Below are 23,377 nucleotides of genomic sequence, written 5' to 3' on the forward strand. Positions count from 1 at the left end.
GACGGCCCGGAGTTTTCCACAGGGCCGGCCCGGCCGTCGGCACCGGATGGCACCCTGGGAACCATGACCGATTCCGCACCCCGACGCGTCCGCGTCCGCGCCCCCGAGCTGACCGGCAGGGGCGGTTGGATCAACACCGGCGGGAAGAACCTGAAGCTCGCCGACCTCCGCGGTCGCATCCTGGTGCTGGACTTCTGGACCTCCTGCTGCATCAACTGCCTGCACGTCCTGGACGAGCTGCGTGAGCTGGAGGAGAAGCACCGGGACACGGTCGTGGTGGTCGGGGTGCACTCGCCGAAGTTCGTGCACGAGGCCGACCACCGGGCGGTCGTGGACGCGGTCGAGCGTCACGGCGTGGCACACGCGGTGCTGGACGACCCGGAGCTGGCCACCTGGAAGCAGTACGCGGTCCGGGCGTGGCCGACGCTCGTCGTCATCGACCCCGAGGGGTACGTCGTCGCGCAGCACACGGGTGAGGGGCACGTGCACGCGATCGGGCGGCTGGTGGAGGAGCTGGCGGCCGAGCACGCAGCGAAGGGCACCCTGCGCCGCGGTGACGGTCCGTACGTGCCGCCGGAGCCGGAGCCGACGACGCTGCGTTTCCCCGGCAAGGCGCTGCTGCTGCCGTCGGGGACCTTCCTGGTCAGCGACACCACCCGGCACCGGCTGGTGGAGCTGGCCGAGGACGCCGAGACCGTCGTACGCCGGATCGGTTCCGGTGCGCGCGGGTTCACCGACGGCGGCCCGCGGGAGGCGTCCTTCAACGAGCCGCAGGGTCTCGCGCTCCTCGACGACGGGGCGGTCGTGGTCGCCGACACCGTCAATCACGCCCTGCGCCGACTGGATCCGGCCACGGGCGAGGTGACCACCCTGGCGGGCACCGGGAAGCAGTGGAGGCAGGGCTCGGCGACCTCGGGTGCGGCCCGGGAGGTGGATCTGTCCTCACCGTGGGACGTGGCGGTCTTCGGCGGCCGGGTGTGGATCGCCATGGCGGGCGTCCACCAGCTGTGGACGTACGACCCGGTCGCCCGCACGGTCGCCGTGGCGGCGGGCACCACCAACGAGGGCCTGGTGGACGGCCCCGCCGCGGAGGCCTGGTTCGCTCAGCCGTCGGGGCTCGCGGCCACCGCCGACCGGCTGTGGCTCGCCGACTCCGAGACGAGCGCCCTGCGCTGGGTGGACCACGACGGGCAGGTGCACACGGCCGTCGGGACCGGCCTGTTCGACTTCGGCCACCGGGACGGCGCCGCGGAGCGGGCCCTCCTCCAGCACCCGCTGGGGGTCACCGCCCTGCCGGACGGCTCGGTCGCCGTCGCCGACACGTACAACCACGCCTTGCGCCGCTACGACCCGGCCACCGGCGAGGTCACCACGCTCGCCACCGATCTGCGCGAGCCCGGTGACGCGGTCGTCGCCGGCGGGGACATCGTGGTCGTGGAGTCGGGGCGGCACCGGCTGACCCGGCTGCGGCTGCCGGAGGAGGCGGTGCGGGTGGAGCAGGTCGCCCGGCGGGCAGCCACGGAGGTCGCTCCCGGCCGCCTCCGCCTGGATGTGCTCCTCCAGATCCCCGCGGGCCGCACACTCGACACGAGCCACGGGCCCGCCACCCGCCTGCTGGTCTCCTCCACCCCACCCGAGCTGCTGCTCAAGGGCGAGGGAGCCGGAACGGATCTCTTCCGCGAGCTGGAGCTGGACCCGGCCGTCCCGGAGGGCGTCCTGCACGTCTCCGCGGTGGCGGCGTCCTGCGACGACACCGCGTCCGGCGGCGGCCCGGCCGGGGACGCCGACGCGTATCCCGCCTGCCGTGTCCACCAGCAGGACCGGGACGTCCCGGTCCGCCTCACCAAGGGTGGTGCGGACCGCCTGCCGCTCGTCCTGGCGGGCCTGGACGAGCAGGAGGCGGTGTATCAGACGCCGTAGCCGTCGGAGTAGCCGTCGACGTGGTGGTGGCGGGGCTCCTCGTCCACCACCGGTGTCGTCGGCACCACGACGCGGCGGCGGCGTGCGATGCCGCTGAACGTCGCCACCCCGATCAGGCCCACGGCCATCAGGATCAGCCCGACCACGGTGACGTTGACGCCCGTCATGTGCCAGTCGGTCGCGAACGTCAGGATGGCCCCTATGGCGATGAGGATGATGCATCCGCCGAGACCCATGAGACCTCGCCTCCCCTTCCGGTTCCGGAATCTCCGGTGCCGTCCGGGTACCCGGCGCGGGCCCGACTAGGCCGTGTCGCCCAACTCCCGCCGCTTTCCCCGGGGACGGCGGCTGGAGGTCAGCCCTCCAGGAAGGCCGTGAGGGCGTTCGCGAGGAGGAACGGATCGTCCGCGCCGCACAGTTCGCGCACGCTGTGCATGGAGAGGATCGCGACGCCGATGTCGACCGTGCGGATGCCGTGCCGGGCCGCGGTGATGGGGCCGATGGTGGTGCCGCACGGCATGGAGTTGTTGGAGACGAAGCTCTGGAAGGGGACGTCCGCCTTCTCGCAGGCCGCGGCGAACACCGCGCGGCCCGAACCGTCCGTGGCGTAGCGGTTGTTGACGTTGACCTTGAGGATGGGGCCGCCGTTGACCCGCGGGTGGTGCGTCGGGTCGTGCCGCTCGGCGTAGTTGGGGTGCACGGCGTGGCCCGTGTCGGAGGACAGGCAGACCGTGCCGGCGAAGGCCCGGGCCCGGTCCTCGTACGTGCCGCCGCGCGCGAACACCGAGCGTTCCAGCACCGATCCGAGCAGCGGGCCGTCGGCGCCGGTGTCCGACTGGGAGCCGTTCTCCTCGTGGTCGAAGGCGGCCAGCACGGGGATGCGGGTGGGCGGGGTGCCCGAGGCGGCGACGGCGGTCAGGGCGGCCACGCCGGCGTGCACGGACAGCAGGTTGTCCATGCGCGGGCCGGCGACCAGCTCCCGGTCCCGGCCGAGGTAGGCGGGCGCCTCCACCGGGTGCGTCATCAGGTCCCAGCCGGCCACCGAGCCCGCCGCGACCCCGGCCTCCTGTTCCAGGAAGGCGATCAGGTCGCCGTCGCGCACCTCGCCGCCGAGACCCCAGACCGGCTGGAGGTGGCGCTGCTTGTCCAGCTTGAGTCCCTCGGCGGAGACCGAGCGGTCCAGGTGGATGGCGAGCTGCGGCACCCGCAGCAGCGGCCGGTCGACGTTGACGAGGGCCGAGGAGCCGTCGCGCAGGGTGAGCCGGCCGGCGATGCCCAGGTCGCGGTCCAGCCACGAGTTCAGCAGCGGGCCGCCGTAGATCTCCACGGCGACCTGGCGCCAGCCGTGCGCCCCGCTGTCGGGGCGGGGCTTGACGCGCAGGCTGGGGGAGTCGGTGTGTGCGCCGATGATGTGGAACGGGGTGTGCGGCTCGGCGCCCTCGGGGACGTACCAGGCCACGATCGCGCCGCCGCGCAGCACGTACCGGCCGCCGTGCGTGCCGTCCCAGGCGTCCGTCTCCGCGACCTGCCGGAAGCCTGCCTTCTCCAGCCGCTCGGCGGTGTTCGCGACGGCGTGGTACGGCGTGGGGCTCGCCGCCAGGAAGGTCATCAGGTCGTCGGTGTGGCCGCGGTCGAAGCGGGCTGCTGCGCTCATGGGTTCACCTTAACGACGTGCACGGGCCCGCTCCCGGTGGGAGAGCGGGCCCGTGCGGGCAATCAACGGATACGGACGCCGGATTCCGGTTTGTGCTCCGGGGCCGGGCCGGGCCGGACCGGCGCCTAGAAGGCGGCCTCGTCCAGCTCCATCAGGTCCAGCTCGACGCCGGCGGCGACCTTGCGGGCGAGCGTGACGCCCGGCAGGACGTTCGCCGCGAAGAACTTCGCCGCGGCGATCTTGCCGGTGTAGAACGCCTTGTCCTTCGCCGAGGCCGTGGCCAGCTTCTCGGCGGCGATGGCGGCGCCCCTGAGCAGCAGGTAGCCGACGACGACGTCACCGGAGGCCATCAGCAGGCGGGTGGTGTTCAGGCCCACCTTGTAGATGTTCTTGGTGTCCTGCTCGGTGGCGGCGAGATCGGTCAGCATGAGGCCGACGATCGCCTCCAGCTCCACGGCGGCCTTGGCCAGGTGCTCGCGGGCGCCGGCCAGGTCCTCGCCGCCGGTGCCGAGCGCGAGGAACTTCTTGATGTCCTCGGCGAGCGAGTTCAGGGCGCTGCCCTGGTTGCGGACGATCTTCCGGAAGAAGAAGTCCTGGCCCTGGATCGCCGTGGTGCCCTCGTACAGGGTGTCGATCTTGGAGTCCCGGATGTACTGCTCGATCGGGTACTCCTGGAGGAAGCCGGAGCCGCCGAAGGTCTGGAGCGACTGGGCGAGCTGCTCGTAGCCCTTCTCGGAGCCGTAACCCTTGACGATGGGCAGCAGCAGGTCGTTCAGCGCGTGCTCGACGGAGGCGTCCTCGCCGTTCGCCTCCTTGATCTGGATGGCGTCCTGGACCGAGGCGGTGTGGAGCACGAGGGCGCGCATGCCCTCGGCGTAGGCCTTCTGCGTGATCAGCGCGCGGCGCACGTCGGGGTGGTGGGTGATGGTGACCTTGGGCGCGGTCTTGTCCAGGAAGTTGGCCAGGTCCGGGCCCTGGACGCGCTCCTTGGCGTACTCCAGCGCGTTGAGGTAGCCGGTGGAGAGCGTGGAGATCGCCTTCGTGCCGACCATCATGCGGGCGAACTCGATGATGCGGAACATCTGGCGGATGCCGTCGTGCTTGTCGCCGATCAGCCAGCCCTTGGCGGGGTGCTTGTCGCCGAAGGTCATCTCGCACGTGTTGGAGGCCTTGAGGCCCATCTTGTGCTCGACGTTGGTGGCGTAGACGCCGTTGCGCTCGCCCAGTTCACCGGTCTCGAAGTCGAAGAGGTACTTCGGGACGAGGAAGAGGGACAGGCCCTTGGTGCCGGGGCCGGCGCCCTCGGGGCGCGCGAGGACGTAGTGGAGGATGTTCTCCGACATGTCGTGCTCACCCGAGGTGATGAAGCGCTTCACGCCCTCGATGTGCCAGGAGCCGTCCTCCTGCTGGACCGCCTTGGTGCGGCCGGCGCCCACGTCGGAGCCCGCGTCGGGCTCGGTGAGCACCATGGTGGAGCCCCACTGCTTCTCCACGGCGACCTGGGCGATGTGCTTCTGGACCTCGTTGCCCTCCTCGAAGAGGATGCCGGCGAACGCGGGGCCCGAGGAGTACATCCACACGGCCGGGTTGGCGCCCAGGATCAGCTCGGCGTAGGCCCAGATGAGGGAGCGGGGCGAGGTGGTGCCGCCGATCTCCTCGGGCAGGCCGAGCCGCCAGTACTCGGAGTCCATGAAGGCCTGGTAGCTCTTCTTGAACGACGCGGGGACCGGCGCGGTGTTGGTCTCCGGGTCGAAGACGGGCGGGTTGCGGTCCGCGTCGGTGAAGGACTCGGCCAGTTCGTTCTCGGAGAGGCGGGTCAGCTCCTCCAGGACGCTCTTGGCGGTCTCGACGTCCATCTCCTCGAACGGGCCGGTGCCGTAGACCTTGTCGCGCCCGAGTACCTCGAAGAGGTTGAACTCGATGTCGCGGAGATTCGACTTGTAGTGCCCCATGGCGACGGCTCCGTTGAGAGATCGGCGAGGCACTGACTCCTCGCACCTAGTTCACGTACCAACAAGTAGCTCCGATGATGCTACCCGCCGGTAATAAGAAGCAACCCCTGTCGGCCGAAGTGTGAGAAGGGTCTACCCGGGCGTGCCTGTGAACAGGGCCGTCCTTCGGCCGGGCGGACCCGTGGAAGGCGGCCGACCGCCCGGTACGGCCACCCCGCGCGCTCCGGGACGGCGCCCTGCCCCGGACGGGGACCTTCCCGGGCCGCCGCCTCGGTACGCTTGCGCGCATGTACGGATACGGCCAGCCGATGGACGGGGGCACTGCCCAGCAGCAGTACGCCCCGCCGCAGCAGCAGATGCCGGGCGATGCGGGCGGGTACGGTCAGCAGCCGCCGCTCTACCCGGAGCCGTCCCCGCCCTCGCTCGCGGACGCGGTGCGCGCCTTCACCACGGGCCAGCTGGCCGCCGAGGACTTCCAGCAGATCTTCGCCACCTCCAAGGTGTACTGCCCGCGCGGCGACAGCCCCGGCTTCCTGGCCCTGCACAACACCCAGCAGCCGGTGATCCCGATGTTCACCTCCCTCAAGGAGCTGCGCCGGTACGCGGGCAAGGAGTCCAAGTACTTCGTCATCACCGGCGCCGAGGTCATCGACCTGCTGCCGACCGGCTACGGCTTCGTCCTGGACATGGAGGGCGAGCACCGGATGGTCTTCGACGCGAAGGCCGTCGAGCAGATGGTGGACTTCGCGATGCGCCGGATGTACGGCGGCTGACCGACCCTGTCCGAACTCGGGCCGGACGAGTGGCCCGGAGGGAATGCCCTCCGGGTCTTTCTTGTTCTGGGATGCAAGAAGTTCAATCGTCAACTAAAGTGGGCCCGTGCCAAGGAGGTACCCATGCCTGCAGTGACCGTCGAGAACCCGTTGACGCTGCCCCGTGTGACCGCTCCCGCCGACGCCGTGGCACGTCCCGTGCTCACCGTCACGACCGCGCCGAGCGGTTTCGAGGGCGAGGGCTTCCCGGTGCGCCGGGCGTTCGCGGGGATCAACTACCGCCACCTCGACCCGTTCATCATGATGGACCAGATGGGTGAGGTGGAGTACGCGCCGGGCGAGCCCAAGGGCACGCCCTGGCACCCGCACCGCGGCTTCGAGACGGTCACGTACATCATCGACGGGATCTTCGACCACCAGGACAGCCAGGGCGGTGGCGGCACCATCACCAACGGCGACACCCAGTGGATGACGGCCGGTTCGGGCCTGCTGCACATCGAGGCGCCGCCGGAGTCCCTCGTCGTGTCCGGCGGCCTCTTCCACGGCCTCCAGCTGTGGGTGAACCTCCCTGCCGAGGACAAGATGATGGCGCCGCGCTACCAGGACATCCGCGGCGGCAACGTCCAGCTGCTCACCTCCCCCGACGGCGGCGCGCTCCTGCGCGTCATCGCCGGTGAGCTGGACGGCCACGCCGGTCCCGGCATCACCCACACCCCGATCACGATGGTCCACGCGACCCTCGCGCCGGGCGCGGAGATCACCCTGCCCTGGCGGGAGGACTTCAACGGGCTGGCATACGTCCTCGCGGGCCGCGGCGCGGTCGGTGCGGAGCGCCGCCCGGTCCGCATGGGCCAGACGGCCGTCTTCGGCGCCGGCTCCTCGCTGACCGTCCGCGCGGACGAGCGGCAGGACGCCCACACCCCGGACCTGGAGGTCGTCCTCCTGGGCGGCCGGCCGATCCGTGAACCCATGGCGCACTACGGCCCGTTCGTCATGAACACCCGCGAGGAACTCCAGCAGGCCTTCGAGGACTTCCAGAAGGGCCGCCTGGGCACCGTCCCGGCCGTCCACGGGATGTCCGAGGGCGGGCTGTAGGGCTTTCCCTGGCGGGGTCACCCCCAGTGTTGACGGGCCAGGTCATCGACCCGCGGTAATCATTTGCCGCGCTTCGGTGACCTGGCCTTCTGCCGGTGACCGGCGATGCGTTCGTCCGTGGGGAGCGCGCGGACACGGGGACGTCCGGTCTCCTCATTCCGCGCGGTGCGGTCTGCGGGACGCGACCTGTAGACGGACCTCGGTGGGCAGGTCGGGCAGGCCGGTGGACCGACGGGCGGTGCGGAGCGGGCCTTCGCAGAGGGCACCGAGAGCGGCGCCGGGTGCGGCCTGCGGGGTGAGGGTGAGCCGGACGTGGGCGCGGGGGTGGGTGGACCGGCCGGTGACGCGAACGGCCGCGTGCTCGGACTCCGGCAGGGCGCCGGTCTCGGTCGCGATCGCGTCGCTGAGCGCGCGTTCGCGCAGTTCGACGCCTTCCTGCGGGGGTGAGCCGCCGACGGACAGTGCTCCGGGGCGGCGTCCGCGCAGCTGGATGAGCAGCCACCACAGGGCGAGCAGGGCGACGAGGGCGAGTGCGGCGATGACCGCGGGCCACCACCACCAGCCCTGGCTGCTCCAGCGGGCCCGGTCGGCGGAGCCGAGCAGGACGTCGTCCGCGGTGGTCAGGGGCCAGCCGCCGGGCGGGAGCAGATCGTGTCGCCGGTAGAGGTCGAGTCCGGCGAAGAGCACGAGCAGTCCGCCGCCGAGCAGGACCAGTCCGGTGAGGGCCAGCAGACTGCGGTTGAGTACGTGTCGCGGCGTCATGGTGCGGGCTCCCGGTGTGCGGGTTCTCGGTCAGTCGGTGCGTCGCCGCACCCGTACGACGATGCGGGGAGGGCGGGCGAGGGCCAGCCGGTCACGTTCCTCACCGAGGATGGCGGTGAGGTCGTCCTTCACCTGCCGGAGGTCGCGGAAGCGGACGTCCGCGCGGGCTTTGACGCGATGGCGGCGCACCCGGACGCGGGCCCTGCCGACGCCGGGCACCCGCAGAGCGGCGTCGCGCAGCAGCTCGGCCGCGCCGTCGCGGTCCAGGGAGGCCCGCACGCCGGGCGCGGGGGAGCGCAGGGGCAGCCAGTGGCGGAGCCCCGGGGTGAGGGCCAGGACGATCAGCCAGACGCCGAGGGCGGCGGCCAAGGAGGCTCCCGCCAGCATCCAGACGTCGTCCACGGAGCGTGTGGCCAGTTCGCCGGCCAGCTGCCGTCGCCAGGCCGCCGCCGGGCGTCCCACCCGTACGGCGATGACGTCGACCAGCGCCGCGACCGCCGCCACGAGGATCGCCGAGGCGACCAGCGCGGCCGGGATGCGGCGCGCTGACCACGGCCGGTGGGTCCGGCGCCCTCTGCCGTGCTCACCGGTGGTCAGTTTCTCGGCGGGCGCGTCGCGTTCGGGCGGAACAGGCTCCTTCGTCGACGGAACCGTGGCCCCGTGCGCGGACGGGGCGGAGCCGGGGCCGGGGCCGGGAGGACCCGGGTCGGGTGTCATCACGGAGCCCCTTCCTGCACGGCGGACCCGGCGACCCGGGCTGCGCGGCCTCTCACCGGACCCGCCCCCGGCCCGCGTCGGCGGCGGTCAGCAGCCGTCGGACGGTGAGGGTGACCTCTCCCACCCGGAAACCGGTCAGCCGTGCCACTCGTTCGGCGACGTCCTGCTGGATCCGCTCGCAGACACGGGGGATGTCGGTGGGATAGGGCAGGTCCATGGTCAGATGCACGCGCACCGATCCGGCGCCGACGGCGGCGGAGGCGCTCGGCGTCATCGGCGCGCTCCGGTCGGCCGGCACGGCGGCGCGCCGCGACTGGGCCGTGCGTGCGGCCTGGACGGCGATACGGGCGACCACCCTGCCCGGGATGACGGTGGCGCCCCGTTCGGCCGGGGGCGGCAGGCCGGCGGCCCGTTCCGGCGGGCCGGACCCCTCGCCGACGGGTGGGGAACCGGGCCCGGTCCTCACCGCTGTCTCCGTGTCCGGAGGTCGAGGTCGCCCTGCACGGCGAGGCCGACGATCAGGCCCGCCGTCCCCAGGACCAGAACCAGCAGAAAGGCCCAGAAGCCGCCGAAGTAGCCGGCGAAGCCCAGGGCCATACCGGCCACGAGGCCTGTGGTTGCTGCGTTCATCATGCACTCACCCGTCTCGCGAACGTACGTCACCGTTCCCGCGATGACCCGCGCCCGCCCGGGGCGCGGCGGTGGATCACCTCACGCGGCTCTCGTCCGGTTCGGCTTCCTCCCTCTCGTCGGGAAGGTGGACGTCGTCGACGGCGATGTTCACCTCGACGACCTCGAGTCCCGTCATCCGTTCCACGGCGCCGATCACGTTGGTGCGTACGTCGCCGGCGACGTCGACGATGGAGACGCCGTAGTCGACGACGACGTCCAGGTCCACGGCGGCCTGGCGCTCGCCGACCTCGACCTTCACCCCTCGTGTGACGGCTGCGCCTCCGCCGGGGACGCGTTCCCGCATCGCCCCGAAGGTGCGGGACAAGCCCGCCCCGAGGTTGTGGATCCCGGAGGTCTCGCGGGCGGCCATGCCCGCGATCTTGGCCACCACGCCGTCCGCGATGGTGGTCCTCCCCCGTGTCTCGGCCGGAGCCCCGGCCCCGGTACGGCCCTTGAGCGCGCTCACGCCCGCATCGGACCTGCCGCCCCCGCCGACGCTGGTGATGTTTTCCGTCATGGCGGTCGCCTCGATCGGTCGGCCGGACACCGGTGCGGCGTCCGTCGAAAGGTTGGACACGCGGGGCGGCACAGTCCTCACATCCACGGTGTGTGATGTGCATCACACACCTGGCCGGGGGTACCCGTCGGTTCCGAGCCTGCGTGGGAGCGTCATGACCGAACGCACTGTTGCCCCACGGCTGGGATACGACCTGCCGGACCGGCTGCTGGCCGTACGTGCGGCCGATGGGGACGAGGATTCCTTCGCCGTTCTCGTCCAGCGGCACGGCCGGCCCCTCCTGGCCCTGGCCCGCCACATGCTCGGCAATCCGCAGGACGCCGAGGAGGCCGTTCAGGACGCCTTCGTCAGCGCCTGGCGGCGACTGCCGGAGTTCCGCCACGGCGCGGAGTTCCGCACCTGGATGTACCGGATCACCGTCAACCGCTGTCTGACCATGCGCCGCCGCCGGCCACCGCCCCTGCCCCTGGACGCCGTCGCCGAACCCGAGGCGGGGAACGCCTGGAGCCAGCCCGCCCGGACGGCCGAGCAGGAAGCGGCCACCGCCGCCCTGTCCCGGGCGCTCTTCGAGCTGGACGCCGGGCAGCGGATCTGCTGGATCCTGCGCGAGGTGCAGGGCCTGTCCTACCGGGAGATAGCCCAGGTGACACGGAGCAGCGAACAGACGGTGCGCGGCAGACTGTACAGGGCACGCCGATCCTTGCAGGAGGCGATGCGCCCATGGCGCTAGACGACCCGAACGCACGGCTTTCCCCGGCCCCCGAGGCGGACGGACCCCGCACCGGCCCGGCCGCCGAGGACGGGCCCCCGTTCACCGGTGACGAGGTGCTGCCCTGCGGCCGCCTGCTCAGCCGGGTCTGGGAGCAGGCGCGGGACGCGCCGCCGGCCGCGGACCCGCACACCGTCTCCTGCCCTTACTGCCACGAGGCCGTCGAGGGACTGGCCCCGGTGGACGCGGCCACCCGGGCGCTGCGCGCCGAGGGCACCCCGGGCCTGCACGCACTCGCCGGCCGGGTCATGGACATCGTCAGGGCGGAGGTGCGGCTCGGCCGGCTGCTGCCCCTGCCCGACCCGGACCGCGACCTGCGGATCGCCGAGAGCGCCGCCGCGAGGGTGCTGCGGCAGGCCGCCGACACCGTCCCCGGTGCCAGGTCCGCGACCTGCCGGCTCGTGCCCGAGGGCGAAGGCACCGACGTGCGGGTGACCATGACGCTGGCCGCCGCTCTCGACCACCCGCTGCCCCACCGGGTCCACCAGGTACGCCGATCGGTCCTCGACTCGGCCGGACAGGACCTGGGGCTCGCCGTGACGGCCGTCGACATCACCGTGTTCGACGTGCTCGAGCCGGAGCCACCCCTCGATCGCGGCCTCCCGGCCGGCGGGGGTACGTGATGACCGCCGTCCGCCCGAACACGCTCCTCGGCGTGGCGGCCGAGGCGGCCCTCGCGACCCCCGGTGTGACCGGACTGCACCCCCGCCTCGCCCACCGCCTCGCGGCAGCCGCCACACCCACCCGGACGGACACCGCGCCTCACCGCACGTCGCCCGAGGCGGGTGTCCGCGCCGACCGGGCGCCGGACGGTTCGGGATGGCACATCGAGGTGCGCTGCGTCCTGGACGAGGGCCGGCGGGCGCTGGACATCGCCCGGGACGTCCACGACCGGGTGGCGGCGGCCGTCATCTCCCACCTCGCCGCCCTCGGTGCCGTGGAGCGGGTCACGGTCGAGGTCACGGTGACCCGTGTCGGACCCCGGCGCGAGGTGGCATGAGTGCCGGGTCGTCCTCCGCACGGCGATCCCGGCCGGCGGACCCCGTGCCGGCGGAGTCGTCTCTCCCGCCGGCTCACCCGCCCGGCCCCGCGTCGTAGGACAGGTGCCGGGGTCTGTGGTCGGGTGGGGGTGTGCTTCTGTTGCCCGCGGCCGTTCGCCGGTTCGCTGCCTGGTGTGTCGTGCTGCTGCTCGTCGCCGGGGTGGGCTGGGTGGGGGTGCGGTTGTGCGCGGAGTTGCGTACGGCCGTCACGCCGGTGCTGCTCGCGCTGCTCGGGACCGCGCTGCTCGGGCCGCTGTACCGGCGGATGGTGCGGGCCGGGGTGCAGCCGTCGGTCGCGGCCGGGCTGACCTGCGTCGCCGTGGTGGCCGTCGTCGGCGGGGCCCTGTACATCATCGTCGCCGCGCTGATCGACACCGGCGGGCAGATCGCCGCCTCGCTCCGCGACGCCGCCCACAGCGTCACGCGGCACTTCGGGGCCTCCGGGGCCAGGCTGGGCGACCTCTCCGGCAACGCGCGCACCCTGCTGGGCAAGTTCGGCGGCACCGCCGTGTCCAACGTCATCAGCGGGGCCGGTGTCGTCGCCGAGACCGGCGCGATGGCCGTGCTCGCGCTGCTCCTCGTCTTCTTCTTCCTGCGCGACTCCGACCGGGCCGTGGCCGCCGCGAGGTCCCTCGCGCCCGGTGACACCGCCGACACCGTCGAGGCCATCGGCCGACGGGCCTTCGCCGCCGTCGAGGGGTTCATGCGCGGGACCACTCTCATCGCCCTCATCGACGCCCTGTGCATCACCGTCGGCCTGCTCGTCCTCAGGGTGCCCGGCGCGGTCGGGCTGGGCGCGCTCGTCTTCGTCGGCGCCTACGTCCCGTATCTGGGGGCGTTCGTCTCCGGTGCGGTGGCCGTGCTGGTCGCCCTCGCCGACCGGGGGTTCGTCATCGCGCTGTGGGTGTTCGCGGTGGTGCTCGCCGTGCAGCTGCTGGAGGGACATGTGCTCCAGCCGGTGATCCAGAGCCGGACCGTGCAGATGCACCCCGCCGTGGTGCTGCTGGCGATCACCGCGGGCGCCTCCGTCGCGGGCGTCCTCGGCATGCTCCTCGCGGTCCCGCTGACCGCGGCGGCCTTCGGGGTCGTGCGGGAGCTGAAGGAACGTCACACGGCCGGGCCCGGGCCGTCCGCCGACGCGTCCGGCGGCTCATAGAGGACGAACCAGATGCTCTTGCCCTCGCCCCGCGGGTCCACCCCCCACGCGTCCGCGAGGAGTCCGATCAGCATCAGGCCGCGGCCGGAGGAGGCCAGTTCGCCGGGGCGGCGCTTGTGCGGCAGGTCGTCGCCGGTGTCGAAGACCTCCACCCGCAGCCGCCGTCCGCCGCCCTCGCCCGTGACCTCGGCCAGCAGCAGCGCGTCGGCGTCGGTGTGCACCAGCACGTTGGTGACCATCTCGGAGACCAGCAGCACCGCCGAGTCCACCTGCTCGGCCGACGCCCAGTCGTGCAGCAGGTCGCGCAGGTACTGACGGGCCTCGGCGATCCGCTCGGGTTCGTCCTGCCCCACCGACAGCAGGGTGCGCCGCACCCTGGGCCGTACGGCCGTGCCCCGGACGTCGGTGGTCCCGCAGCCGCCGTCCTCGCCGGGCCGGCAGAGCAGCAGCAGCGCGATGTCGTCCTCGCGGCGGTCGGCCAGCGGGCCGGTGGTGTGGTGCGAGGACGGCCCGTGCACGCCGTGGACCAGCGCGTCGGCCAGCGCCTCCAGGTCGTCCCGGTGGTCCTCCAGGATCGCCCGCAGCCGGTGCCAGCCGCTGGCCATGTCGTGTCCGCCGGTCTCGATCAGGCCGTCGGTGCACAGCATCAGCGTCTCGCCGGGTTCGAGGGCGAACCGGGTCGTCGGGTAGTCGGCGTCCGGGTCGATGCCCAGCGGCAGGCCGCCCGTCGTCGGCCGCAGCATCACCGTGCCGTCGGCCATCCGGATCACCGGGTGCGGGTGCCCGGCGCGGGCGATCTCCAGCATCCCGGTCGCCGGGTCGACCTCGCCGTACAGGCAGGTCGCGAACCGCGGGTCGGTCATCTCCTCGTCGTGCGTGATGCCGTGCAGGAAGCGGGAGACGCGGGAGAGGACGGCGTCCGGGCGGTGTCCCTCGGCGGCGTAGGCGCGCAGTGCGATGCGCAGCTGGCCCATGAGTCCGGCCGCGCGGACGTCGTGGCCCTGGACGTCGCCGATGACCAGCGCGAACCGGCCCGAGGGCAGCGGGATCATGTCGTACCAGTCGCCGCCGACCTGGAGTCCGCCGCCGGTCGGGATGTAGCGGGCGGCCACCCGCATGCCAGGGATCTCGGGGCCCAGCGACGGCAGCATGGAGCGCTGGAGGCCGTCGGTCAGTTCCCGCTCGGACTCGGCGGTGCCGGCCCGGGACAGGGCCTGGGCGAGCATCCGGGCGACGGTCGCCAGCACGGCCCGCTCGTCGGGCGTGAACGCCACCGGATAGGTGAAGGCCGCCATCCAGGTGCCCATGGTGCGCCCGGCCACGGTCAGCGGCAGGAACGCCCAGGACCGGCGGGCGAAGTGCCGGGCGAGCGGCCAGGTGGCCGGGTAGCGGGCCTTGTACTCCTCGGGGGAGGACAGGTAGACCGCGCGGCCGGTGCGGACCACCTCGGCCGCCGGGTAGTCGGTGCTCAGCGGCATGTACGCGAAGGGGCCCATGTCACCTGGCTGGTGCCCGTGCTGGCCGGTGATGGTCAGCCGGTCGCCCTCGACCCCGAACAGGACGAGCCCGTCCGGGGAGAACCCCGGCATCGACAGGCCGCCCGCGACCCGCAGCACCTCCTCCGTCGACCGGGCCTCGGCCAGCGCACGGCCGGCGTCCAGCAGGAACGCCTCCCGGGAGCGCCGCCAGTCGCCGGTGACCGCGCTGCGGGCGGCTGCCGTGCCCGGGATCGGCTCGGTCACCTCCTGGAGGGTGCCGATCAGCTCGTACGCCCGCCGCTCGGGGTCGAACGACGGCTTGGAGCGGCTGCGGACGACCCGCAGGACGTCGCCCTGCTCGTCCATGATCCGGATCCGGACCTCGGCGAGGGTGCCCTCGGCGACCGCCAGCGGCACCACGCCGGTGATCTCGTTCCAGTCGGCCGGGTGCAGCCGGGCCCGGGTCTGGGTCTCGGTGAGGGTGACCGGCTCCGGGGGCAGCCCGAGCAGCCGGGCCGCCTCCGCGTCCACGGTGACCAGCCCGGTTGCCGTGTCCCAGTGCCACATCCCGGTCGCGAGGGCGGCGAGGACGTCCTCGACGGACGGGAGCGGCTCGCCTGTGCGCATTGCCCTACTTTAGGAAGAGATGACCGTTGACTGCCACTGTAGACGGGCGGACGGTAATGGTGGGGAGCCGATCATGGGCTGCCCGGTACCCTTGACGGGTCCGGGCCCCGTGCCCGTTCCCGCCGGTCGGAGAGCCGGCGGGAGAAACCCCACCACGAAGGACGATGAACGACGATGCATCGGTACAGGTCCCACACCTGCGGCCAGCTCCGCGCCTCTGACGTCGGCACCGACGTCCGGCTCAGCGGATGGCTGCACAATCGGCGCGACCTGGGCGGCATCCTCTTCATCGATCTGCGCGACCACTACGGCATCACCCAGCTGGTCGCCCGTCCCGGCACCCCCGCGTACGAGGCCCTGGACAGCATCTCCAAGGAGTCCACGGTCCGCGTCGACGGCCGCGTCGTCTCCCGCGGCACCGAGAACGTCAACCCCGACCTGCCGACCGGTGAGATCGAGGTCGAGGTCGCCGAGGTCGAGCTGCTGGGCGCGGCCCAGCCGCTGCCCTTCACCATCAACACCGAGGACGGGGTCAACGAGGAGCGGCGCCTGGAGTACCGCTTCCTGGACCTGCGCCGCGAGCGCATGCACCGCAACATCATGCTGCGTACGGCGGTCATCGGCGCGATCCGCCAGAAGATGACGGCGCTCGGCTTCAACGAGATGGCGACCCCCATCCTGACGGCCACCTCCCCCGAGGGCGCCCGCGACTTCGTGGTCCCCTCCCGGCTGCACCCGGGCCGGTTCTACGCCCTGCCGCAGGCCCCGCAGCAGTTCAAGCAGCTGCTGATGATCTCCGGCTTCGACCGCTACTTCCAGATCGCGCCCTGCTTCCGCGACGAGGACGCCCGCGCCGACCGCTCGCCGGGCGAGTTCTACCAGCTCGACGTCGAGATGAGCTTCGTGGAGCAGGAGGACGTCTTCCGGCCGATCGAGCAGCTGATGACCGAGCTGTTCGAGGAGTTCGGGGGCGGACGCCACGTCACCTCCCCGTTCCCGCGCATCCCGTTCCGTGAGGCGATGCTCAAGTACGGCTCCGACAAGCCGGACCTGCGCGCCAAGCTGGAGCTGGTGGACATCACCGACGTCTTCGAGGGCTCGGAGTTCAAGGCGTTCGCCGGCAAGCACGTACGCGCCCTGCCGGTGCCGGCGGTCCAGGACCAGCCGCGCAAGTTCTTCGACCAGCTCGGCGACTTCGCCGTGACGCTGGGCGCGAAGGGCCTGGCCTGGGTCCGCGTCGGCGAGGACGGCGCGCTGTCCGGCCCGATCGCGAAGTTCCTCACCGAGGAGAACGTCGCGGAGCTGACCAAGCGGCTCTCCCTGGCCCCCGGCCACGCGGTCTTCTTCGGCGCGGGCGAGTTCGACGAGGTCTCCAAGATCATGGGCGCGGTCCGCGTCGAGGCCGCCAAGCGGGCCGGCCACTTCGAGGAGAACGTCTTCCGCTTCTGCTGGATCGTCGACTTCCCGATGTTCGAGAAGGACGAGGAGACCGGTCGGATCGACTTCTCGCACAACCCGTTCTCCATGCCGCAGGGCGGCATGGACGCGCTGGAGAACCAGGACCCGCTGGACATCCTGGCCTGGCAGTACGACATCGTGTGCAACGGCGTCGAGCTGTCCTCCGGCGCGATCCGGAACCACGAGCCGGACATCATGCTGAAGGCCTTCGAGATCGCGGGCTACGACCACGAGACCACCGAGCGCGAGTTCGCGGGCATGCTCCGCGCGTTCCGCTTCGGCGCCCCGCCGCACGGCGGCATCGCCCCGGGCGTGGACCGTATCGTCATGCTCCTCGCGGACGAGCCCAACATCCGCGAGACGATCGCCTTCCCGCTCAACGGCAACGCCCAGGATCTGATGATGGGCGCCCCGACCGAGCTGGACGAGTCCCGCCTGCGCGAGCTGCACCTGAGCATCAGGAAGCCGCAGCCGAAGTAGGCGGCACGCCAGTGCCGCAGCGCGCCGGTCCGTCCTGACCCGCTCTCGACGGATCGGCGCGCACCGCCGTCAGACGCCGGCGCCCGGGCCGGCCGAGTCGGTGTCGTCGCCCCCGGCCTCGGCCCCGCTCTCGTCCTCGTCCTCGTCCTCGTCGTCCGGAGAGGCCCCGTCCTCCAGCAGCCGTTCGGCGATGTCGTCGGACCAGTGCTGGGCCCAGGCGCGCAGGGCGGCGATCCGCTCACCGTCCAGCCCGAGGCGGAGGAAATCGGCGTCGGCGTAGAAGTCCGTGCCGGTCAGCCGGGACTGGAGAGTGGGCAGGTCGAAGGGGTCGTGGGCGTGCCGGCGCCCCAGCTCCTCCAGCCGCGGCAGGGAGAACCGGGCCGCCGCCGCCCGCGCGTCCACCAGATCGACGGCCGCGCCCCGGTCGTACAGCGCGCGGATCTTCGTACCGACCGCGTCCTCCAGGGAGAGCGCCAGGCCGTACCCGGTGAGTTCCGGCGGCTGCCAGAACACCTCCCTGTGCAGCGTGAGCGCGCACTCCTCGCCGCTCACCGGGTCGGTGACCGTCAGCTGCGCGGTGAGCGCGGTGCCGGCGCCGGTACGCACCTGCCGCCCCCGCGCCTCCAGCGCCGCGCCGACGGCGGCGGCGATGTCCTCCATGGCCCCGGAACTCTCCGTGGCGAGGTCGAGATCGGCGTGCGGGCGCCGCAGCAGCCCATGGGCCTGGAGCGCGTACCCGCCGGCGAGCACCAGGCCGTACGGTCCGCCCGCCGGGACGACGTCCGCGAGGAGGCGGTGATGAGGTTCGGGGATGTCCACGGGGAGATCATTTCCGGCTTCCCGGCACGCACACGCGACGCCCGGTGCCGCGAGGCCGCCGGACGCCACGGATCACCCGAAAGAAGTGCGCCGTCCGGCGGCAACCTTCCGGCGCGCGGCGGCCACTGAGGGAGCGTAAGACTCGTTCAGCAGACCCGTAAGGACTTCTCCGTGGCAGCTCCCTCCCACCGCCGGTCCCTCCGTGGGCGGCGCACCCTCGCCGTGGCCGCCGCCGTCGTGGCGGCCGGCGCCGGCGCCGGGGTGTTCGTGATGACCGCGAACGCCGACGCCGTCGACCTGTACCACCGGTCGCTCCCCGCCAAGGACGGCTGGGCCGCCGCCGGCACGGGGACCACCGGCGGCGCGAAGGCCGACTCCGCGCACACCTACACCGTCACCAGCCGCGCCCAGCTCGTGAAGGCACTCGGCTCGGCCTCCGACACCGCGCCCCGCGTCATCAAGGTCAAGGGCACCATCGACGCCAACACCGACGACAGCGGCAAGAAGCTGACCTGCGCGGACTACGCGGCCGGCACCGGGTACTCCCTGTCGGCCTACCTCAAGGCGTACGACCCAGCCACCTACGGCCGCTCCGAGCTGCCCTCCGGCACCCAGGAGAAGGCCCGCGCCGCCGCCCAGGACAAGCAGGCGAAGAACATCGTCTTCAAGGTGCCCGCCGACACCACGATCGTGGGCGTGCCCGGCACCGGCGCCGGGATCACCGGCGGCAGCCTCCAGGTGAAGGGCGTCGACAACGTCATCATCCGCAACCTGGCCTTCTCCGCCACCGAGGACTGCTTCCCGCAGTGGGACCCGACGGACGGCGACGACGGCAACTGGAACTCCGCCTACGACGCCGTCACCCTGCGCGGCGCCACGCACGTGTGGGCGGACCACAACACGTTCACCGACGCGCCCCACCTCGACCGGGCCAACCCCAAGTACTTCGGCCGCGAGTACCAGATCCACGACGGCGCCCTCGACATCACCAACGGCTCCGACCTGGTGACCGTCGAACGCAACCGGTTCTCCGACCACGACAAGACGATGCTGATCGGCTCCAGCGACAAGGACAGCACCGGCAAGCTACGGGTCTCCCTCCACCACAACGTGTGGAAGGGCATCGTCCAGCGCGCCCCGCTCGCCCGCATCGGCCAGATCCACGTCTACGACAACGTGTACGACACGACGGCCGTCGACGGCTACGCGCCCCTGTACAGCATCGACTCCCGCGCGACGGCTCAGGTCGTCGCTGAGGACAACTACTGGACGGTGCCGTCCGGCGGCAAGGTCGCCAAGCTGCTCAGCGGCGACGGCACCGGCTCGGTCGCGGGCAGCGGCAACCTCGTCAACGGCACGGCCACCGACCTGGTCGCCGCGTACAACGCCGCCTCCTCGAAGAAGATCAAGGCGACGGTGAACTGGACCCCGACGCTCACCGCGGGCCTGGAGACGTCGGCGAAGAACCTCCCGGCGGAACTGGCGACGAGCACGGGTGCGGGCGTACTGAAGTGACCCGGTAGCTCCCGGTCATGCGAAAGGGCGCCGAGCACCCGGCTCGGCGCCCTCAGCGGGCCTCAGCGCGGCGCGGTCAGCCCTCGTCGCCGCCGAAACGCTCCTTGTACGTCGCCAGGTCCTCGTCCGTCAGCTTGGCGAACAGCACCGGTGGCACCGTGAACGGGGTACCGGCCGGGACGGAGGCCAGGGCCTTCGCCTCGTCTGCGGTGACCCAGGCGGCGGTGTCGTCCGGCAGGGCGAACGCCGCGCGCATCACCGCCGAGCTGGCCGGGATCAGCGGCTCGGAGACCACCGCGTACAGGTGGATCAGGTTCATCGCCGTACGCAGGGTGAGGGCCGCGCCGTCCTTGTCCGTCTTGATCTCCAGCCAGGGGGCCTTCTCCTCCAGGTAGGAGTTGCCGGCCGACCACAGGGCGCGCAGCGCCGCGGCGGCCTTGCGGAACTGGAGGGCCTCCATCTGCTCCTCGTACTCGGCGAGCAGCCGGGCGATCTCCTCACCGAGCCGCGCCTCCGCCTCACCGGGCGTGCCGCCGGCCGGTACGTCGTCGCCGAAGCGCTTGCGGGAGAAGGACAGCACGCGGTTGACGAAGTTGCCGAGGGTGTCGGCGAGGTCCTTGTTCACCGTGGCGGTGAAGTGCTCCCAGGTGAAGGACGAGTCGTCCGACTCGGGGGCGTTGGCGACCAGGAAGTAACGCCAGTAGTCGGCGGGCAGGATGTCCAGCGCCTGGTCGGTGAAGACGCCCCGCTTCTGCGACGTGGAGAACTTGCCGCCGTAGTACGTCAGCCAGTTGAACGCCTTGACGTAGTCGACCTTCTTCCACGGCTCGCGCACACCCAGCTCGGTGGCCGGGAACATCACGGTGTGGAAGGGGACGTTGTCCTTCGCCATGAACTCGGTGTAGCGGACGGTGTCGTCCGCCTCGTACCACCAGGACTTCCAGTCCCGGGTCTCCCCGTCGGGGGCGGTGTCCGCCCACTCCTTCGTCGCACCGATGTACTCGATCGGGGCGTCGAACCAGACGTAGAACACCTTGCCCTCGGCCGCCAGCTCCGGCCAGGTGTCCGCCGGCACGGGAACGCCCCAGTCGAGGTCACGGGTGATCGCGCGGTCGTGCAGGCCCTCGGTCAGCCACTTGCGGGCGATGGAGGAGGCGAGCTGCGGCCAGTCGTCCTCGTGCCGGGCGACCCAAGCCTCGACCTCGTGCTGGAGCTTGGACTGGAGCAGGAAGAGGTGCCTGGTCTCGCGGACCTCCAGGTCCGTGGAACCGGAGATCGCCGAGCGCGGGTCGATCAGGTCGGTCGGGTCCAGGACGCGGGTGCAGTTCTCGCACTGGTCGCCGCGGGCCTTGTCGTAGCCGCAGTGCGGGCAGGTGCCCTCGACGTAACGGTCCGGGAGGAAACGGCCGTCGGCCGGGGAGTACACCTGGCGGATCGCCCGCTCCTCGATGAAGCCGTTCTCGTTCAGCTTCCGCGCGAAGTGCTGGGTGATCTCCACGTTCTGCGGGCTGGAGCTGCGTCCGAAGTAGTCGAACGCCAGCGCGAAGCCGTCGTAGATCGCCTTCTGGGCGTCGTGCGCCTGCGCGCAGAACTCGTCCACCGGCAAGCCCCGCTCCTTCGCGGCCAGCTCGGCGGGGGTGCCGTGCTCGTCGGTCGCGCAGATGTACAGGACCTCGTGGCCGCGCTGGCGGAGATACCGGGAGTACACGTCCGCCGGGAGCATGGACCCCACCATGTTGCCCAGGTGCTTGATCCCGTTGATGTACGGAAGGGCGCTGGTGATGAGGTGTCGAGCCATCGCGGGCTGCTCCCAGGTCGGGGGATTGTACGAACCTTGAAATCGTAGCCGAGACGGGTGGGCCGCCCGCTTCCCGTTTTGCAGGGTGGGAAGGGGCGGCCGGGTCGCGCGGGGCGGTGGCGTGGTGGGTGACCGGCTGGTCACGGGCGCCAGGTGGCCAGTACGCCCTGGTACAGCTCGGTGTCCGTCAGCTCGCGGGGCGTCGGGCCGGCGTGGAAGAAGGACGTGTTGCCGGCCTTCAGCTTGCGGAGGTAGTCGAAGGCCTTGTTGTCGTGCTCACCGAAGGCGACGAAGGAGAAGAAGACGGCGGGGTGGCCGGCCGCGGCCTTCGTGAGGGACTGGGTCGCCGGGGTCTTCGCGTCCGGGGCGCCGTCGGTCTGGAAGACGACCAGGGCCGGGGTGCCGGGGGCGGCGTTCTCGTCGTAGTGGGCGAGTACGGCGTCCACGGCGGCGTGATAGCTGGTACGGCCCATGCGGCCGAGGCCGGCGTGCACGTCGTCGATCTTCGTCTCGTGGTCCTCGGTGAGGGTGAGATCGGTGGTGCCGTCCACCTCCGTGGAGAAGAGGACGACGTGGACCGTGGCCTGCGGGTCCAGGTGGGCCGCGAGGGCGAGGGTCTGGTCGGCGAGGGCCTGGGCGGAACCGTCCTTGTAGTACGGGCGCATGCTCGCGGAGCGGTCCAGCACGAGGTAGAGCTTCGCTCGGGTGCCGGTGAGGTCGGTCTTCTCGAGGGTGGCTGCCGCGGCCTGGTACGCGGATGCGAGGGCGGGGGCGGCACGCTTCAGCTCCGCGAGGGGGAGGGCGGGGGTCGCCTTGCCGGCCTCGGTCTCGGTCTCGGTTTCGTCCTCGGCCTCGTCCTCGGCCTCGCTTTCGCCTTCGGCGTCGGTGTTCCCACCCGCACCACCCGTGCGGGTTTCGTCGTCGGGTGCGGGTGCCTCCTGCGGGGCGTCCTCGCCGTCGGCGGCCTGCGGCTGCTCCGGGTGCGGGTCCGCCTCGGCTGCGCCTTCGGCGTCCGTGTTCCCACCCGCACCACCCGTGCGGGTCGCGTCGTCCAGTGCGGGTGGCCCCTGCGGGGCGTCCTCGCCGTCGGCGGCCCGCGGGGTCGTCGTCTCCGGTTCTTCCTCGGTGACGGCCTCGGCCGCCGTCGGTCCCGGGGTGTCCTCGCTCGCGCTCGACTCCGGTTCGGGCGCCGACTGCTCGGGCTCCGCGTCGGTGGCCGGAGCGGTGCGCTCGGCCTCCTCGGCCGCCGCTGCGGGCGTCTCCGTGTCCTCGGCCGTCGTCCCGGCGGCCTCCGTGCCGGCCGGCTCTGCCTCGGTCCGCGCCTCGGCCGTGAACGGCTGCTCGGTGGACTCCGGACCGACCTCAGCCGTGGGCGGCTCCTCGGCCGCGTCCTCGGCCGGGGCCGTCACCTGAGCCCCCTCCTCAGGCTCGGCCTTCTCTTCGGCCGCGACCTCAGGCTCGGTGTCCTTCTCGGCCGCCACGTCAGCGTCAGCCGTGAGCGCAGGCTCGGTCTCCTCCTTGGTCACGGGGGCGACCTGAGGCTCGGATGCCTCGTCGGTCTCGGCGGCGACTTCAGCCTCGTAGGCCCCATTCGCCTCGATGGTGACCACAGCCTCGGGAGCCCCACCGGTCTCATCGGTGACCCCCGGCTCGGTCTCCTCCATCGCCTCGGCCGCGACCACAGGCTCGTGAACCTCGTCGATCTCACTGGCGACCTCGGCCTCGGAGGCCCCCCTCGCCTCGGCGGCGACGGTAGCCTCGTGAGCCGCACCGGTCTCGGCCGTTACCACCGGCTTGGCAGGCTCATCGGTAACCGGCGCCTCGGAAGCCTCAGTAGCGACCTCCGGCTCCGCAGGCTCAGTAGCGACCCTCGGCTCGGCCGCCCCGGAGCTCTGCTCCGTCGCCGTCCCCGTCGGGGCCGAGGTCTTTACCTTGTCGAAGGCCGCTGCCACCAGTTCGTGTTCGTCGGTGAGGACCGGGGTGGTGGGGGCGGGGGTGCGCTCGGGGGACCGGTCCGCACCCTCCGCCTCGGTGGCTCGTGCCTTGCGTGAGCGGCCGAACGCGTTCCGCAGGAGAGTGAGAATGCCCATGTGCGCAACCCTTCGCGTGAGTTGTATCCCTTAAATCACTGGCCAGGACGGACACGTAAGGTTAGCGGCCCCGGATGGCCGGTCC

At 72.1% G+C, this 23,377-nt stretch carries 21 protein-coding genes; 9 read left to right on the forward strand and 12 right to left on the reverse strand.

Features of this window, described 5'->3' with window-relative positions; all coding sequences use genetic code 11:
• Nucleotides 1-63 precede the first annotated feature (63 nt).
• Nucleotides 64-1,920, forward strand: a complete 1,857-nt coding sequence (locus AB0F03_RS12930) for an NHL domain-containing thioredoxin family protein (RefSeq protein ID WP_361989802.1) — start codon at nucleotides 64-66, stop codon at nucleotides 1,918-1,920.
• Here the strand turns inward: AB0F03_RS12930 and AB0F03_RS12935 are convergent.
• The 3 genes from AB0F03_RS12935 to AB0F03_RS12945 form a co-directional block, all read right to left on the reverse strand.
• Nucleotides 1,908-2,156, reverse strand: coding sequence for a DUF6458 family protein (locus AB0F03_RS12935; RefSeq protein WP_361989805.1), 249 nt, complete (start codon nucleotides 2,154-2,156; stop codon nucleotides 1,908-1,910). The genes AB0F03_RS12930 and AB0F03_RS12935 overlap by 13 nt on opposite strands.
• Before the next feature lie 119 nt (nucleotides 2,157-2,275).
• A complete protein-coding gene (locus tag AB0F03_RS12940; RefSeq protein WP_361989807.1) occupies nucleotides 2,276-3,574 on the reverse strand; it encodes a M18 family aminopeptidase in 1,299 nt (432 codons plus the stop codon).
• 125 nt (nucleotides 3,575-3,699) lie between these two features.
• A complete protein-coding gene (locus AB0F03_RS12945; protein WP_361989810.1) occupies nucleotides 3,700-5,526 on the reverse strand; it encodes an acyl-CoA dehydrogenase in 1,827 nt (608 codons plus the stop codon).
• Nucleotides 5,527-5,813: 287 nt separating this feature from the next.
• On the opposite strand from AB0F03_RS12945, the gene AB0F03_RS12950 reads away from it, so the two are divergent.
• Both AB0F03_RS12950 and AB0F03_RS12955 read left to right on the forward strand, forming a co-directional pair.
• The gene (locus AB0F03_RS12950) at nucleotides 5,814-6,299 is read left to right on the forward strand and encodes an SseB family protein (protein WP_361989813.1); all 486 of its coding nucleotides are present in this window, start codon (nucleotides 5,814-5,816) and stop codon (nucleotides 6,297-6,299) included.
• Nucleotides 6,300-6,422: 123 nt separating this feature from the next.
• Nucleotides 6,423-7,394, forward strand: a complete 972-nt coding sequence (locus tag AB0F03_RS12955; protein ID WP_361989816.1) for a pirin family protein — start codon at nucleotides 6,423-6,425, stop codon at nucleotides 7,392-7,394.
• Nucleotides 7,395-7,547: 153 nt separating this feature from the next.
• Here AB0F03_RS12955 and AB0F03_RS12960 read toward each other — a convergent pair whose 3' ends face one another.
• From AB0F03_RS12960 to AB0F03_RS12980, 5 genes are all read right to left on the reverse strand, one after another.
• Nucleotides 7,548-8,156 (reverse strand): alkaline shock response membrane anchor protein AmaP, encoded by a 609-nt coding sequence (locus tag AB0F03_RS12960; RefSeq protein WP_361989818.1) that lies wholly within the window; start codon nucleotides 8,154-8,156, stop codon nucleotides 7,548-7,550.
• Between the two features lie 30 nt (nucleotides 8,157-8,186).
• Entirely contained in the window at nucleotides 8,187-8,873 is a 687-nt protein-coding gene (locus AB0F03_RS12965; RefSeq protein ID WP_361989821.1) for a DUF6286 domain-containing protein, read from the reverse strand.
• A gap of 52 nt (nucleotides 8,874-8,925) precedes the next feature.
• On the reverse strand, nucleotides 8,926-9,339 hold the full coding sequence (locus tag AB0F03_RS12970; protein ID WP_361989823.1) for an Asp23/Gls24 family envelope stress response protein: 414 nt from the start codon (nucleotides 9,337-9,339) through the stop codon (nucleotides 8,926-8,928).
• Nucleotides 9,336-9,506 (reverse strand): hypothetical protein, encoded by a 171-nt coding sequence (locus AB0F03_RS12975; protein ID WP_361990024.1) that lies wholly within the window; start codon nucleotides 9,504-9,506, stop codon nucleotides 9,336-9,338. The genes AB0F03_RS12970 and AB0F03_RS12975 overlap by 4 nt, the downstream gene beginning before the upstream one ends.
• A gap of 73 nt (nucleotides 9,507-9,579) precedes the next feature.
• Nucleotides 9,580-10,062 (reverse strand): Asp23/Gls24 family envelope stress response protein, encoded by a 483-nt coding sequence (locus AB0F03_RS12980; RefSeq protein WP_361989826.1) that lies wholly within the window; start codon nucleotides 10,060-10,062, stop codon nucleotides 9,580-9,582.
• A 154-nt stretch (nucleotides 10,063-10,216) separates the two neighbouring features.
• Between AB0F03_RS12980 and AB0F03_RS12985 the strand changes: the two genes are divergently transcribed.
• From AB0F03_RS12985 to AB0F03_RS13000, 4 genes are all read left to right on the forward strand, one after another.
• Nucleotides 10,217-10,792, forward strand: coding sequence for an RNA polymerase sigma factor (locus tag AB0F03_RS12985; RefSeq protein ID WP_361989829.1), 576 nt, complete (start codon nucleotides 10,217-10,219; stop codon nucleotides 10,790-10,792).
• Complete coding sequence (locus AB0F03_RS12990) at nucleotides 10,783-11,454, forward strand: hypothetical protein (RefSeq protein WP_361989831.1); 672 nt, start codon at nucleotides 10,783-10,785, stop codon at nucleotides 11,452-11,454. Before AB0F03_RS12985 ends, AB0F03_RS12990 begins: the two co-directional genes overlap by 10 nt.
• Nucleotides 11,454-11,831, forward strand: a complete 378-nt coding sequence (locus tag AB0F03_RS12995) for a hypothetical protein (RefSeq protein ID WP_361989833.1) — start codon at nucleotides 11,454-11,456, stop codon at nucleotides 11,829-11,831. Before AB0F03_RS12990 ends, AB0F03_RS12995 begins: the two co-directional genes overlap by 1 nt.
• Before the next feature lie 131 nt (nucleotides 11,832-11,962).
• Nucleotides 11,963-13,027, forward strand: coding sequence for an AI-2E family transporter (locus AB0F03_RS13000; RefSeq protein WP_361989836.1), 1,065 nt, complete (start codon nucleotides 11,963-11,965; stop codon nucleotides 13,025-13,027).
• On the opposite strand, the gene AB0F03_RS13005 is transcribed toward AB0F03_RS13000, so the two are convergent.
• Nucleotides 12,979-15,132, reverse strand: coding sequence for a SpoIIE family protein phosphatase (locus AB0F03_RS13005; protein ID WP_361989838.1), 2,154 nt, complete (start codon nucleotides 15,130-15,132; stop codon nucleotides 12,979-12,981). The two genes, AB0F03_RS13000 and AB0F03_RS13005, sit on opposite strands and share 49 nt — an antisense overlap.
• A 174-nt stretch (nucleotides 15,133-15,306) precedes the next feature.
• Here AB0F03_RS13005 and aspS point away from each other — a divergent pair, with 174 nt between their 5' ends.
• Complete coding sequence (aspS, locus tag AB0F03_RS13010; protein ID WP_361989841.1) at nucleotides 15,307-17,070, forward strand: aspartate--tRNA ligase; 1,764 nt, start codon at nucleotides 15,307-15,309, stop codon at nucleotides 17,068-17,070.
• A gap of 69 nt (nucleotides 17,071-17,139) precedes the next feature.
• On the opposite strand, the gene AB0F03_RS13015 is transcribed toward aspS, so the two are convergent.
• Nucleotides 17,140-17,889 carry a nucleotidyl transferase AbiEii/AbiGii toxin family protein gene (locus AB0F03_RS13015; RefSeq protein WP_361989844.1) on the reverse strand — a complete coding sequence of 250 codons (750 nt, stop codon included), beginning with the start codon at nucleotides 17,887-17,889 and terminating at the stop codon, nucleotides 17,140-17,142.
• A 171-nt stretch (nucleotides 17,890-18,060) separates the two neighbouring features.
• Between AB0F03_RS13015 and AB0F03_RS13020 the strand changes: the two genes are divergently transcribed.
• Nucleotides 18,061-19,404, forward strand: coding sequence for a polysaccharide lyase family 1 protein (locus AB0F03_RS13020; RefSeq protein WP_361989847.1), 1,344 nt, complete (start codon nucleotides 18,061-18,063; stop codon nucleotides 19,402-19,404).
• Between the two features lie 76 nt (nucleotides 19,405-19,480).
• Here the strand turns inward: AB0F03_RS13020 and metG are convergent, their stop codons facing one another.
• Together metG and AB0F03_RS13030 are read right to left on the reverse strand one after the other, a co-directional pair.
• Nucleotides 19,481-21,202, reverse strand: coding sequence for a methionine--tRNA ligase (metG, locus tag AB0F03_RS13025; RefSeq protein WP_361989850.1), 1,722 nt, complete (start codon nucleotides 21,200-21,202; stop codon nucleotides 19,481-19,483).
• Nucleotides 21,203-21,342: 140 nt separating this feature from the next.
• Entirely contained in the window at nucleotides 21,343-23,292 is a 1,950-nt protein-coding gene (locus tag AB0F03_RS13030; RefSeq protein WP_361989853.1) for a VWA domain-containing protein, read from the reverse strand.
• Between the last annotated feature and the right edge of the window lie 85 nt (nucleotides 23,293-23,377).

It is taken from the genome of Streptomyces sp. NPDC028722, assembly GCF_040637655.1.
Taxonomy (GTDB): domain Bacteria; phylum Actinomycetota; class Actinomycetes; order Streptomycetales; family Streptomycetaceae; genus Streptomyces.